The sequence below is a fragment of the Pseudoalteromonas nigrifaciens genome (genome assembly GCF_002221505.1).
Lineage (GTDB): Bacteria > Pseudomonadota > Gammaproteobacteria > Enterobacterales > Alteromonadaceae > Pseudoalteromonas > Pseudoalteromonas nigrifaciens.
On sequence record NZ_CP011036.1, the window covers coordinates 2,216,559 to 2,231,572 of the forward strand.

7 protein-coding genes are annotated in these 15,014 nt (G+C 42.4%); all 7 read right to left on the reverse strand.

Translation table 11 applies throughout. From position 1 onward, the window contains the following. Positions 1-6: 6 nt before the first annotated feature. Positions 7-2,025 (reverse strand): exodeoxyribonuclease V subunit alpha, encoded by a 2,019-nt coding sequence (recD, locus tag PNIG_RS10620; protein WP_089368462.1) that lies wholly within the window; start codon positions 2,023-2,025, stop codon positions 7-9. After that, a complete protein-coding gene (gene recB / locus PNIG_RS10625) occupies positions 2,022-5,678 on the reverse strand; it encodes an exodeoxyribonuclease V subunit beta (protein ID WP_089368463.1) in 3,657 nt (1,218 codons plus the stop codon). The genes recD and recB overlap by 4 nt, the downstream gene beginning before the upstream one ends. After that, entirely contained in the window at positions 5,665-8,964 is a 3,300-nt protein-coding gene (recC, locus tag PNIG_RS10630; protein ID WP_089368464.1) for an exodeoxyribonuclease V subunit gamma, read from the reverse strand. Before recC ends, recB begins: the two co-directional genes overlap by 14 nt. 156 nt (positions 8,965-9,120) lie before the next feature. Further along, the gene (locus PNIG_RS10635) at positions 9,121-10,164 is read right to left on the reverse strand and encodes an alkaline phosphatase D family protein (RefSeq protein ID WP_089368465.1); all 1,044 of its coding nucleotides are present in this window, start codon (positions 10,162-10,164) and stop codon (positions 9,121-9,123) included. After that, a complete protein-coding gene (locus tag PNIG_RS10640; RefSeq protein ID WP_089368466.1) occupies positions 10,161-11,300 on the reverse strand; it encodes an alkaline phosphatase family protein in 1,140 nt (379 codons plus the stop codon). The genes PNIG_RS10635 and PNIG_RS10640 overlap by 4 nt, the downstream gene beginning before the upstream one ends. 69 nt (positions 11,301-11,369) lie before the next feature. Then, complete coding sequence (locus tag PNIG_RS10645) at positions 11,370-13,739, reverse strand: TonB-dependent receptor domain-containing protein (protein ID WP_089368467.1); 2,370 nt, start codon at positions 13,737-13,739, stop codon at positions 11,370-11,372. A 214-nt stretch (positions 13,740-13,953) separates the two neighbouring features. Beyond that, on the reverse strand, positions 13,954-14,997 hold the full coding sequence (locus tag PNIG_RS10650) for an alkene reductase (RefSeq protein ID WP_011328537.1): 1,044 nt from the start codon (positions 14,995-14,997) through the stop codon (positions 13,954-13,956). Positions 14,998-15,014: the final 17 nt, after the last annotated feature.

Sequence of the window (15,014 nt, forward strand, 5' to 3'; positions counted from 1 at the left end):
GCTTAATCATTCAAGCTTTAAACGCTCATATAAACCAGATGCCCTAGACACACTTTTATTCATTGCCAGTAACAATACTTTTTTATCTGCCACCAGCTCAAAGGTATTTTTAGCACGCGTTATGCCGGTATACACTAACTGCCTATTTATCCCCATGCGGGCTTGTTTTAGCGGCGGCAATACCATGGCGGTGTAGCTAAACTCTGATCCTTGTGATTTATGTATAGTCATTACATATACTTTGTCGTGCGCAGGTAAGCGTGCTGCCGAAAACGCCCGTTGATTCCCCTGCTCGTCTATAAATAGTGCTTTAAGCTGGCCGCTTTCATCGGGCATTAAAATACCAATGTCGCCATTAAACAACTTAAGCTGATAATCGTTTTGGCTTACCATTATTGGCATACCGGTATAATGGCGCTGATTCGGGCTTAGGGTAATAAGTCCTTGTTGTTGTAAAACGCGCTCAATACGCTGATTTAAACTATTAACTCCGTAATCACCTTCACGCACCGCGGCCAGTAACTGATAACTTGCAAAGGCTTTATGCACCTCTGCAACGCTTGCACCTTGAGCAATTAAACTAAGGTAATGTGTGTATTTACTTGCAGCGCTTTTAACCAATTTTTCGATAGGTTTAGCTATAAAGTCGTAATCTAAAATCACATCCTTAAAACGCCCCTCAACACTTTCTTGCTCAACGTAATTTAAAACACCTGTGTTATTGGTATTTACCGCTAACGCAAGTTGACCAATACCACTTTGTGCATCAAAGCGGTAGCTGTGTTGTAAAAATGCAATGCAATCGGCAAGTTTAAACGCGCTATTACTTTGCGCTATTAATTTAGCTTCGCCGTTAAAGCATAAGTTATTTAGCTCATCACATCGTGCAGGTGAATAACCAGGTGTTTGCCCCAGTACTAACCCTTGGCATAAGTCGCTCATTACGCTGCCGGTGTCTACCGAGGCCAGCTGATCTTTATCACCTAAGAGTATTAACCGTGCATGTGCAGGTAATGCCTCAATTAGTTTTGCCATCAGCGATAAGTCGACCATTGAGGCTTCATCTATAATCAACACATCTAAATGCAGTGGATTCGCTTTATTGTGCCTAAATTTATTGGTAAAGGGTTTTACCCCTAATAATCGGTGAATAGTTTGTGCACTTTCGGGGATTAACGTTTTAATATCAGCGGGTATATTAGTGAGCTTATCTTTAGCGCCTAAAATTGATTCGCTTAAACGCGCTGCAGCTTTACCTGTAGGTGCCACCAGCTTAATACTCAGCGGTGCGGTTTTGTAAAGCGACTGTAAAATGGCGAGTAATTTAGTCACAGTGGTCGTTTTACCAGTACCTGGGCCGCCAGTAATAACGCTAAAACCTTTGGTGGCTGCAATAGCACAGGCTACTTTTTGCCAATCGGTGGTAATGTTTACATCGGGTGTAAAATACTCATTAAGTAGCGCAGCTAATAACTCATTATTTATATTAAGTTTACGCTCGCTCATTGTTAGTAAACGGCTCGCTAATGTTTGCTCGTATCCGGCAAGGCGCGCAAAATAAAGGCGTTGATTAAACAGTTGCAGTGGTTTGTTGTCTCCAACGCTTGTATGGTTTTGTAAATAGCTAAGCACCTGCTCATAATTAAACCCTTCACTAAACGGGCTTAGCTTATCTGGCACGCTCCCTTGTGCTTTACTAACGTCGCTGCGGCGTAAATTAAAAGGGTTACTCCAATCAACCTCGCTTAAGGTTAAACAACTATGCTGGCTTTGCTGCGATAAACACAGTAATAGCACCAGATAAAACATCTCATTGTGCGCCTTTTCACTATCGCTGTTACTTTTACTGAGCATTTCAGCTAACTTTACATCCACAATGCGAATGCGGTTTTCGCTAAGTAAATAGGTAAGTAAAGGCACTGCTGTGCTTAAAGTAGGGTTTTGCTCATTTAGCTCAAGCTCCTGATCTAACTCTTGATCAAACTCTTGATCAAAAAGGCCCGGTTGATTATTTAGTTCACTCATAACATGGCTCCTTGGCTAAACAAACCATCTAAAATAGTCACTTGCTCAGTGGTGAGCTTTTTAAAGTACACACCTTGCCCAGCTGGCATGCCGCGTAAAAAGGTGTAATACACGCCGCCTAAATGAGTTTCAACTGAGTAATCAGCTATACGCTGTTTTAGCAAACGATGCAGCGCTACGGTGTAAATTAAATACTGTAAATGGTACTGGTGGCTACTCATGGCTTGCTCAAGCATATCGTGCTCGTAATCAGCAGCGTTACTACCTAAGTAATTAGATTTATAATCTAAAATATAATATTTACCTTGGTGGCAAAATATTAAATCGATAAAACCTTTTAACAGCCCTTTTACGTGGCTAAATTCGAGCTTACTGTGCTCAAAACCAAAATGTTTTATAAGAATTTCATTAAGCTGCGGCGCACTTAAACTTTTAAGCGGTAAGTTAAACTCCATTTCTACTAGGCAATCGCTTGGCGCTAGTTGGCTTAAGCTCAGGCCATTACTATTAACTAAAGAGCTGTTACCTGAGATATTATTACCTGAGGTACTATTACCTGAGGCATCAGCATTAACATTGCTATCGCCATTAAGCGGGCAAGCAAGAACGTCTAATATCCACTGCTGAGTAACATCTTGCCAGTGTTCACTAATATGGTACTTCTCTAGGCTGCGTTTAATAACGTCTGCTAAATTGTGCTCTTTATTAACTGGGTGCTCTATTGGGCTAGTAAAATCTATTTGCTCAAAAATTTCGTGTAAACAACTCCCCGGTTTTGCCCCTTTAGGAAAGCTATACGCAGAAGGTGCTTCGTCTTCTTGTACGGCAAATTCATCTTTTTCATGATCCTCATCACTGCGCCCAGGCGCTAGGTGGTCGATATGCTTTTTAAAGCTCAGCGCACTAAAGCTAGTTGCTCGCCAATTACGCTCAATATTGGCTGTTACATTATTTATACTCAATGTTTGCTGAGCATCAACGTTATTATTAAAGCTTAAAGTACCTTGAGCTAATAAATCCTCTGAGGTGAATTGCTGATAATCCATACCTGTATGCTCGCTGCAAAAATCGGCTAAATGGTTACGCCAAATTTGACTGCTCGTAATTTCAAGCCCTGCAAATAACACATGCCCCAGGGCGCTGCTTTGTATTACCAAACGGCTACTTTGCCCCTGGCCAATGTTATACATACCAATAGCACAAAAGTGTACCGCGCGAGTGAGTGCTACATACAGTAAGCGTAAATCTTCGGCAAGGCGCTCTTGCTCTGCTTTTTGCAGTGCGTCATCCCCTTTACTTAAATCGTAAATTAGTGTGCCATTATTATGATACAGCGCTTCTTTTGTTTCACGATAGCCACTAGCAAAGGGCATAAATACCAGCGGATACTCAAGCCCTTTTGAGGCGTGCATAGTCACTATTTTAACTAAATTAGCGTCACTCTCTAGGCGTACTTGCACTGTTTCGCCATCTTGCTGGCTTACCTTTTGTGCAAACCAGCGCAGTAAACGCAGTGTGCCCTCAAGCTCAATTTGTTTTTGCTGTAGTATTTCTCCAAGGTGCCTAAAGTCGGTAAGCCAGCGCTCAACGTTGTAGCCTAAGCCTTGCCATTTAGCACTAAGTTGATTGTGGCTCATTAAGCGCTCAAGCATTGCCATAACGCCTTGCTTGTTCCAAATATGGTTAAGTTGCGCAAAAAAGTTTAAGTGCTCTTGCCATTGTGCCTCGTCATCTGCCAGTGCATATATTTCGTTATAGCTTAAACAAAATAACGGCCCTGCTAACACCCCACGTAATAGCGACTCATCATACTGGCCATGCAACGCAGTTAAAAAATTAAGTAAGTGATGGCTAAGCTCTTGGCTAAACACACTCTCGCGCGATAAATACACGCTGGCAATTTTAGCGTTGCTTAAGGCCTTTTTCATTATTTGCGCTTCAACACGGTCGCGCACTAATATACAAATATCTGCAGCGCTTACTGGCTGTTCACCAATACAGGCTCGCCCTTGCTCGGCCTGCGTTAGTAAAGTAACTATTTTATTGGCAAAAAAGGTGGCTAAGTGCTGCTGCCCAATGGCTTTGCCTGTCGGCTTGTTTTTTTCATCTGCGGCGGTGTCGCTAAATACACAAAATTCAAACGCAGTGGCTGCTTGTCCGTCAATCAAAAACGACTCGTCAGCTTTTTTACCTTTAGCTGCTACTGCATTAAACGGTATGGCATCGTTATAAATAAAACTGTTAGCGTGCTTACCAAATAAGCTGTTTACGCTGCTTACTACATCGCTGCTAGAGCGAAAGTTAGTACCTAGCGTAAATTGCTGCTGTTTTTGCACCGCTTCTTTGGCACCAATATAGGTAAAAATGTCTGCGCCCCTAAAACCATAAATAGCCTGTTTAGGATCGCCAATCATCGCCAGTGTAGTGTGCTCTTGCTGGTAAATTTTACTAAAAATACCGTACTGAATCGGATCGGTATCTTGAAACTCATCTATCATAGCCACCGGAAACAACTGGGCAATTTTTTGCGCCAGTACATTGCCTTGCTCGTTATTTAATGCACTGTGTAAATTGCTAAGTAAATCATCTGGGGTGATCACGCTTTGCTCTTGCTTGCGCTTTATTACGGCTGCTTTTACCCACTTTGCCGCATGCTGCACTACAGCAATTGCTAGCCCTTGGTTTATGGTGTTATTAAGTGCTGCCAGTTGGTCAAATTCAGTTAATAGCGGATGTGTAAATAGCGGCTGATTTTTTTTATAGTTACTTATATCGCTTAAGTTTTCACTGCTCCATACCTCAAACGAATACTTGCTAGTACCAAATTCAAAAAACAAATCGCCGCCTAAACAAAAGGCTTCAAGTGCTGCAAGGCTGCCTTTGCGCCCTGGCGTTTTAGAACCACTTAAGCCCGAGCCTTTAATCGCAGCTATAAACTCTTGCTCTAATACCGCTTTTTTAAATGCAGGTACACGGATTATATACTCGTCACGCGCTTGCCATACATCATCTAAGTTTACTTGCGGGGTTATTTGCGCATTCGCTTTATTTAAAATACTCGACACTTTGCCAAATAAAGCTTCTGGCGCGGCAAACACGCCTAAAATAGCATCGGTTTTTTCTTTATTGAGTGGATATACAAAGGCGCGCCAAAAATCTTTAATGGTTTCGAGCAATATGTCGCGCTCATCCAAAATAAACTCTAAGTTAAACGCCACACCCGACTCAAACGCGTGTTGTTTTAGCATGCGCTGACAAAAGCCATGAATGGTAAAAATAGCCGCTTCGTCCATCGATTTAGCCGCTGCATCGAGTAAATCAAAGGCGCGGTGTTTATCATCAACGGCAGCTATAACTCCTGCTATAAGTTCATCTTTTGGGTCTTGCCCAAGAAGTGCATCGCGCGCGGTGATGATACGATTACGCACGCGGTCTTTAATTTCTTGCGTGGCAGCATCGGTAAAAGTTACCACCAGTATTTGCTCAACGCTTAGCGGCTTATTTAATAGCGAGTTTGCATCATCGGCTATTTGCATTCCCAATAAGTAACGTAAATATAGACCAGTAATTGTATACGTTTTACCCGTACCGGCACTGGCTTCAATTAAGCTTTGCCCTGTTAGTGGCATAGTAAGTGGATTAAGCGCTTGCATGGTCACTCTCCTTAGCGTGTGCAAATAACGGTGCGAGTAATTTATCGCTCCACTGTATAAACTCGTCTTGGCAGTCGTTAAGCGATTGTACCGTTAAGCGAATATAGGGGTTTTCGCCCTCGCCTCGCCCTATGTATTGCGGGCTAAATTTACTCATGGCTTTTGCTATATCGCCACCGTTTTTTACGTACTCGTAGCCACTTACCGGAAAAAACGCCACGGGCTCGTTGCGCAGTGCTTTGTATAACTCAAACCAATCAAGTAACAATGCATCGGCATCGGTTTTACTTATTGGCGCAAAGGTAACTTGTTTATCAAGCCCAAGTATTAGCGTTTCTACTTGTTGCTCCATACTTTGCGCTACTAGGTGATAAATAAAGCCTTTAATTAAATCTTTCGCTTTTATACTAGCGCTGCGATAAAACACTTGTTTTTGCAAATAAATATGGTTTAACCAGCCTTCTATTTTAGTGTTTTCTAGTTCGAGGGCTACCTTTATAGGGTCGCTTTTGCCCCCTTTAATTTGCTCTTTCACTTGCCCTGCCAATGCGTCTACTCGGTGCTGCATGCTCTCAAATATTAAGCTACCTACGTTGGCTTGTGGTAGTTCGCCGCGTTGCAATATTTGTTCTGTACTAAGTGGCAGCTCGTTAATGTTGGCTTCGAGTATTTCATCAAGGTAAAAATAGCGGCGCAATGCGTCTAGGCTAAAGGGCTCTTCGTCTTTTACTACTTCGTTAAATTGCGGTAATCGCAATCCTAAACTTTGTTGATAAAAACTCTCTTGGGCGTTGCAAACACTGCGAATAAACACATCGAGCTCTAACTGCTCAGGCGGTGTTGCATTAAGCGCGCTCACGACTTGTGGGGTTATTGACTCACTTGGCAGCCAAATTGGATTATAGCTGTGGTTGCTCAGCACAGTGTTTGCTTGCTCATTGGCTAAATAATAATGGCTATTAAAGGGCTGTAAATGCTGTTGGCTAATTAAACACTCTGGCAGTGTTTTTTCGCTGTCGTCGCTTAATGCAAAGCTACGCCCAATATATTCTAGCAGCTCGCTCACAAGGGTTGATGGCATGCGCGGCTGGTTGTCAAAACACGAGCGACCAATGTAACTCATGTATAAGTTATCGCGGGCACTGAGTAGCGCCTCTAAAAATAAGTAACGATCATCTAATTTACGTGATCGGTCACCTTTTTGTTTTTTAGAATAAGGCACTAAGTCAAAACCAATCGGCTGTACGTTACGCGGGTAGTCGGCATCATTCAAACCCAGCATACACACCACTTTAAATGGCACGGCGCGCATTGGCATTAGGGTACAAAAGTTAACTTGCCCCACTAAAAACCGCTGCCCTACGCCTTTTTCTTGAATGCCTTGTTTAATTAAGTAACTAACAATACGCTGCGATACCGCTTTGCTGTAGTCGCCATTATTATGATGCTTTTGTAACTCTTCGAGCACGTTTTGCAGCACCAATAAATCCCAGCTGTCGTCGCTTTCGCTCTCGTAAATTGCACTAAGCAACTCGCTTAAAACATGCGCTTTGTTGGTAAGCGTATCGTCGGGCGTTAATTGCTCTTTAAAGCTTTGTAGCACATCAATAAAATGCACTAGCTTATTAAGCGTATCAAGCGCCATGCCTTCTACTTCATCGGCGCTATAAATGCCGTTAAACGGGCATTGCTCGTCGCGCATCGCAATACCTAGTAATAAACGGTTAAGCCCGTGTTGCCAGGTATTTAAATCGATAGCGGGTAAATCAAAGCTGCTTTTATGATCGGCATTTATACCCCATTTAACGCCAACACGTTCCAGCCAATATTGAATTTGCTCGTACTCGTGTGCCTCCAGGCCAAATTTTTCGGCTATTTGTGTCACTTGTAATAAATCGAGAATATCCGACACACCAAAGCGCGAAAACGGTAAATTAGCTAAACTCGCAAACGAGCTAAGCACAGGTTTTTCTTGCTCTATGGCTAAATCGGCAAGTGCGTAAGGAATAAAGCGACTACCTTGTGCACCACCAAAAACGGCTTCAATGTACGGGCTGTAAGTGCCTACATCGGGCATCATTACTATTATGTCTTTGGGGGTAAGCGCAGGGTTTTGATTAAATAAATTAAGTAAGTAGTCATGCAGACGCTCAACTTCTCGAAGCGGTGTATGGCAATCGCTTAGCGTAATGCTGGTGTCGGTTGCACTTATAGGCAATTTACCTTCGTCGTTTATAAACCACTCTTTGTTATCGGTCAGTGACTCACCTTTAAACGCCAACTGATAAATTTCACTTTGTATTTGCCCAAGTAAGGTGTCGTCAAACACATCAATAAAACCATCAATCCAACGGGCGTCTAGCTGTACTAGCTGCTCAAAGTAGTCGCGACCTAATTTACCCCACGAGGATAACAGTGGGTTGCCTATAAAGTAGTATTCTTCATCGGGATTAGTTTGCTTTTTTTCCTGCGCTTCCACCAGCGGCATTTTGGCGTATTTTGCACTTATTTTAGCGGCGGTTTTTTCATCAATAATATCGCCCCAATAATGCTCACTGGGATTAAAAAAGAATAAAAATACCTCGGTTTTTTCACTCAGCGCTGTAAATACTTCAAGCTGCGAGCTGGCAATGGCCGATATACCAAATAAACTAATGCGTTGTGGTAATAAGCTGTTGTCCATTGTCTCAAGCGCTGCCAGCAGTTGTCCTTGCATATTCGCGCGATGAAACTGACTTTGCCCAAGCTCTAGGCTTAACTGTACAATGCGTCGCCATAAATCAGGTTGCCACGGGGCTATGGTTACATCAACATCATCAAGTTCATCTGTACCGCTATCCCATGTGGCAATCCAATGCGGGCGGTACATTAAATATTGGTCGTACACGTCGGCTATTTTTTCACACAAGGCAAAGGTTTTTTGGCCGTCAATATCGCCCTCTAAATAGGTTTTTAGCGGTAAATACAGTGGCTCATTAACACAGCTTGGTAAAATAGCAAACAGTTTCCATGCAAGGTTGGGTTTATTAAACGCCGACTCTTTAGGTACATTTGGTAAAAGTTGCTGATACAACTGCCAAATAAAGCTCGAAGGCAGCGGAAAATCCACCTGCGCCGCTACACCTAAGTTTTCGCTCAAACCAATTTTTAGCCACTGCGACATACCCGGTGACTGCACCAGTACCACTTCTTTGTCGAATGGGCTTGCTAATGGGTTGGTTTTTAATAACTGATGAAACTGCGCTTGCAGTGCTTCCATACGGTTTGATTGAATAATATTGAGCATACTTACCTGTCCTTGCTTGAGATAAAACGAGTGTAAGATATTTTCAATTACAGGGGTAGCGATTAGCGCAAATTGGCTTTAATAAATCAGCGGGTTAGTTAAATTTTATACGCACTGTAGTGATGCTATTTACTGTGCGTTTTATAAGGGCGATAATTAATAAGGGCTAATGCTTGAGAGTTTAAACTGACTTTGCATTATTGCTTTACCATCAATATCTTTGAGCTGTAATGAAATTGACGGGTCGGCTTGTTGCCAGTCTATGCTTAAATCGCCGTAATTAACCTGGTGGGTAAAATCCCCTATTCGGTGTGTGTTAGGGCTTACATTTTTCCATTTTTCGGTTAGGCCAGAACTGGTCATTTCTATTAGTGGGTAGTCAAGGTTGTGCTTATACTGTGAAATTTCGCCCCAGTGGGTATCGCCGCTAATAATAACTACGCCGTTTACTTTATGCTTTTTGATCAGTGTAAATAAACGCTTTCGATCGTCGGGGAAATTAGCCCACGACTCCCACCCTGTAAAATCGGGAAGTAGCTGTAAGCTTGAGGCAATTAGCTTTATAGCCGCGGGCTTTTTAAGCTCTTGTTCAAGCCATTGCCACTGCGCCTCACCAAGCATTGATGCGCCTTTAACATGACTTGGGCTATACGGGCCTTGATTATTTAGTTTGCGCTTAGTGTCGTACTCCAACTTACTTACTGCGTTTAACGCATCTCGGTTCCAGCGCAAATCTGGCATAATCACCTGCACAGTTTGCTCACCTTCACCATACGTATACGAGGTATAAATACCATCAGGGCGAGTGCGTCGTGGTGAGTTTGCAGGTTCTTGCCAAAAATCGAGCATAATTTGCCGCGACTCTTCTTTATGCGGATACTCTTTACCTGCATCGTTTTGGCCATAATCGTGGTCATCCCACATAGCTATAATAGGCGTTTGCGCTTTTAGTGTTTTAAAACCGGGCTTTGCTCCTAAGCGCTGGTATTTATTAGCAAGTACGCTCATATTATTGGTGTCGCCATAAATATTGTCACCTAAAAATATAAATAAATCGCTCTGCTCTTTGTTTATAGCATCGAATATAGGAATGCTTTTATCTTGATGCCCGCACGAGCCAAATAATATTTTAGAGGGAGCACTCAAAGCACTAAAGCTTACAAGTAAGTTGGTTAATACTACCGCGGTTATTATTTTCATTTTACAATCTCATTAATCGCCGGTGCCATATTCAAATTTATCTGCTTTGGATTTTGCCCAAGTGCCTTTAACACTGTTGCGGCAATTTGCGTTTGTTTTAGCTCAGTAGTTGTTTTAACTAAGCCTTGGCCTTTTATTGCAGGGCCAATCGCGGCAAGCCAAATATGTTCGGAGCCTATAATGCCCTCGGGAAACTTATTTTCGCCTATATGCAGTGCTGCTAAGGCGCGTTTTGAACTGTGATGCTGCCAGTCGCTTGCGTTACTACCACGGCCATGATCTGTGGTAATAATGAGGGTAGTGTTATTTTTATAACCCGGTGTTGTTTGAATGGTATTCCATAAATCAGCTATAAAAGCATCACTTTGTTTTGCCGATTTTAAATACGCGTGGTAATCACCATCGTGAGCAAAGTCGTCGGTCTCTCCTAAACTTATTACTAATAATTTTGGTTTTTTAGCTAACATATACGCCTTAGCAAACCGATAAGTAAAACTGTCTAATCGTACATTGCTCCAAGGGCTCGGAATTTCATTTTGCATGGCATTTAAAAGTGGCGCATTTTCAAATAAATCCTCCTCAATTGGCATAAATCCGGCGTTAACATATACCTTACTGCGCTCAGTATTAAGTATTGAAGGAAATACATCCCAGCTACCAAATAAGGCGGTGTTATTTTTAAACGCGGGTTGGCGCTCCAAACGCTCTAATATAGTGTGATTTGGGTTAGGGATTTTATCATTACTATTAATACCTTCATCTACCTCACCGCTAAGTATTTCGTTATAACCGGGATACGAAAAATACCACGGGTTACTTACCGACATATTAGAGCCTTGCTCTCTATTACCAATTATTACCCCTTGCTTAGCTACAATTTGGGTAATAAACGGCATCAGCAGTTGCTGGCGTTTTGCAGAGCTGTTATGCCAAAACTCTGTATTTAGCTGCTCTGGCTTTTTAACAAAATCGGAATTATTAATAAGGTTTTTATCAGCGCCACTAAACACCTCTTGCCAGCGCACACCGTCAAGCGTTACCAACACTACATTTTGATCAGCTGTTTGTACTGCCGCTGCAAAGTCGCTTCCTAGGGCAATTAAACTAAATGCACTTACTTTTAAAATCGTTTTCATATTGTTACCGGCCTATTTTTATAACAAAAAGCCCATTAATAATGGGCTTAAAATAATTTATATTACGACTTAAAAATCTGCAGTAAACGTAACCGCAGCAGTACGAGGAGCACCAATAAAGTAAGTAGTCCCATTACCTGTGCCACCTGCTAAGTAGCTTTTATCGGTTATGTTATAAACAACAAACGAGAGATCAATGGCTTTAAATGGCCCTGCGTCTACATCGGTTGAGTAACCTGCATTAAAGTCGAGTACCGTGTAGCCGTCTACTTTATTGCGTGCTCGCGTGCCTTCGTCTTGCCATGCACCTAAACGCTCACCTGTGTATTTAGCCGACAAACCAACACGAAAGCCGTCACTAAAGTAATCGGTAGATACAACCAATAAATCTTCCGATGTATCTATTAAGCTATCGCCTTTTTTAAAGCTTGGCGCTGCAGTGTTGCCCTCTTTATCTTGTAGTAATACGCCTTGTGAGTCATATGCATTTGGATCATCAGACGAATATTCAGAGCTGCTATTGGTATACGACGAATAAACACTCCAGCTTGGTGTGAGCATATAGCTTGCAGAGAGCTCTAACCCCTTAGAATCGATGCCCCCTACATTTATGTATGAACCATTAGTGCCAATAGTGTAGTCAATTCCGCCTGAATCACTGCCTGGTGCAATAAAGGTAATGCGGTTATCAAACTTAACGCTGTAGGCCGTTGCGCTTAGCGTTAATCTATCGGCTTGGTAGCGTACCCCAAAATCAATGTTTTTTGCTGTTTCTGGCTCTATTTCAGTCAGTGTTGAACTGTCGCGCTCTAGCACCCCGTCTTTAATTGCAGCAAAGTTTTCGCTGTAACTTGCAAATAATTCGGTATCGTTATTTAACTGATACAGCGCGCCGCCACTAAATAACACATCAGAGTCGCTGTCTACTTTATCAGAGCTTTCGTTAGCAAAGTGGTCGTACTTTTGTAACTCAACTAAATACTGTTTAGCGCCAATATTTAAGGTTAAATCGCCTAAGTTAATAGAGTCTTGGATGTACCATTTGAACGTATCTGTATCAAAGGTATTTTTGTACTGAGTCCAGTAAGGGGTGTTTTCAAAATGATGAAAAATACGCGCATCAATTACTTTGTGCCAATCACGCGACTCTTCTCGCTCACTTTGCTCATACCAAAAACCAGCCTCAATATCGTGATCACCAAACGTTGCTTGGTAGTTAGCAGTTACGCCTAAACGATCTTTTTTGTAATGGGTATGACGATAAGACATAACGGGCGTTGCTGTATCGTCGTAACACGCCGGATTTAAACCAGGCCCCGACTCCCACGGCCAATTTAAGCTTGCTGTACAACCTGAGTTAGGTGCAAGCGGGTTACCCTCGCTATCAGCAAAACCATACGAGCCAGCATTAGTACCGCCTTGTGTTGTTGGCTCGCCGTTTTCATCTACTGGGGTTGTTAAATAAGGTGGGATCCAGTCACCACGCCCCGAGTTTTTATGATAATAAGGGCTAATCGTTAATAGTGATGTGGGCGAAATTGCATATTCAAATTTTAAATAACCTAAAGTGTTTTCGCGCAGCGTCCCCCAACCTTCGGCAAACATTTGATCAAAGTGCGGAACCCCTGTCCAGTTCCACGTTAATTGATCCCAATTGGGGGTTTGCTCAAATTGCTCAATACTCACGCTGTTGTAGTTAGTTTCGCTAACATCGTCGTAAGATAAGCGTCCGGTTAGGGTTAAATCGTTAAAATTAGATACAAACTTAAGCTCAGCATGTTGGTTGTCTTTACCGCCATTACTTCCCGAGCCAATCCAACGGCTGGTGTCGGTTTGCGAGTAGCTTACGTATGCTTGGGTATTATCAAAAACAGTGCCTGTTTCGTGCTTAATATAATAACGCGAGGCGTCGTGGCTGCCCGATGTATAGGCAAACGTAGTGCCTTTTTCGAGGCTGGGATCTTTACTTACAAAATTAAATGTACCACCTAGCGCTTCCAGCGATGCCGATTTAATATCAGACGTACCTTGACCTACTTCAACTGTAGCCAGGTTTTCGCTGTCCAGAAAACGGTTTGCTTTAGCGCCGCCACCGTAATTAGAGCCACCATTGGGTATGCCATCTACTGTCATCCCTAATTGCTGTTGGTTACCGTCAATACTAAAACCACGCATTGTAATTGTGGTGGACCAATCGTCACCACCAAATGCATCACCTTCGTTTATGCTAATACCCGGTAAATTATCAATCACCGACAATATACTTGCTACCGAACTTTGTTGCTCAAGCATTGCAGGCTCAATAACGTTGTTAGCATAGCTGGTAGGCTTAGCAACTACGGTTATTTCCTCTATAGTCTTGTCGTTTGCATAAACAGATGTTGATACAGCCATGGCTATAGCCATGCTCAAAAGCGATTTGTTTTTTAAAGCGTACATTGTTGTCCCGTTTAGTTTTAATTATTAAAAATTAATTATTATGAAAACGGGAGCAGTATGAGTTTTAAATATGACAACGGGGATGAACTTTATTTACATAAAAATTAAACAAATATGGGAAATTTATGGCAGGAATATGTACAAAAAAAGACAACCCAAAAGTAAGCTTATGGGTTGTCTTAAAAATCGTTTTAAATAATTATAAAACTAATAGTTACACCAGCTCGCTAAGCATATCGGCATTGTATTCTACCAGCGGTTGATTATTACTAATTTTGCTTATGTAGTCTGGGTTTGCAATAAGTGGGCGACCAATGGCAATTAAGTCAAACTTAGCATCGTTAATCGCCTCTTTTGCTGTTTCAAAACTATAGCTACCCACACCTACTAACGTACCTTTGTAGCCTGCGCGTAAAAACTCAGAGGTGTTTTTGCCTTCAAGCGAGTCAAAACGCATGCTGTCGTCAAAAATTCCACCATGTAAGTAAGCAAGATCTTTTGTGTCTAATTCAGCTAACAAATAATCAAATACGGCTTTGTCGCGGCTATCCTCGGTCATATTAAAATAAGCACCCGGCGTTACACGAATAGCGGTACGTTCGTTTCCAACGACAGCAATAACTGCGTCGGTTACTTCAAGCGCAAAACGCGCCATGTTCTCAGGCGTTTGGCCGTATTCATCATTGCGCTCATTTGCTGCATAATGTAAAAACTGATCAATTAAATAACCGTTAGCACCGTGAATTTCTATGCCATCGAAGCCTGCTTCTATTGCGTTTTCGGCTGCTTTTGCGTAATCGGCTACTAAGCTTTTAATATCATCTGTGGTTGCCGCTTTTGGCGTAATGTAAGTAAGCTCACGCATGCGCGGAACTGTCCCTTCTACACCAATTGCTGATGGCGCAAGTACATCGCCATCAAAAAAGTGTGGGTGAGCAACACGGCCAACATGCCAAAGCTGGGCAAATATTTTGCCGCCATTGGTATGTACTGCGTCGGTTACTTTTTTCCAGCCCTGAATTTGCTCACTAGTAAATAAACCCGGCGTATTAGGATAGCCTTGCGCGTCTGGGCGAATAATTGTCGCTTCGCTAATAATTAACCCTGTATCTGCACGGCGCGCGTAGTAGTCAACCATAGCTTGGGTTGGCACTAGGTTATCATCAGCCATACTGCGCGTTAACGGCGCCATTAATACGCGGTTTTTAAGCTCAATTGTGCTGTTTAATTTATACGGGGCAAGTAAATCAATCGACATTGTGGATCCTTTGTGTG

What these genes read in the sequence shown, in the direction of transcription:
- recD (WP_089368462.1), bottom strand. Translation starts at nt 2,025, where the DNA reads ATGAGTGAACTAAATAATCAACCGGGCCTTTTTGATCAAGAGTTTGAT.
- recB (WP_089368463.1), bottom strand. Translation starts at nt 5,678, where the DNA reads ATGCAAGCGCTTAATCCACTTACTATGCCACTAACAGGGCAAAGCTTA.
- recC (WP_089368464.1), bottom strand. Translation starts at nt 8,964, where the DNA reads ATGCTCAATATTATTCAATCAAACCGTATGGAAGCACTGCAAGCGCAG.
- PNIG_RS10635 (WP_089368465.1), bottom strand. Translation starts at nt 10,164, where the DNA reads ATGAAAATAATAACCGCGGTAGTATTAACCAACTTACTTGTAAGCTTT.
- PNIG_RS10640 (WP_089368466.1), bottom strand. Translation starts at nt 11,300, where the DNA reads ATGAAAACGATTTTAAAAGTAAGTGCATTTAGTTTAATTGCCCTAGGA.
- PNIG_RS10645 (WP_089368467.1), bottom strand. Translation starts at nt 13,739, where the DNA reads ATGTACGCTTTAAAAAACAAATCGCTTTTGAGCATGGCTATAGCCATG.
- PNIG_RS10650 (WP_011328537.1), bottom strand. Translation starts at nt 14,997, where the DNA reads ATGTCGATTGATTTACTTGCCCCGTATAAATTAAACAGCACAATTGAG.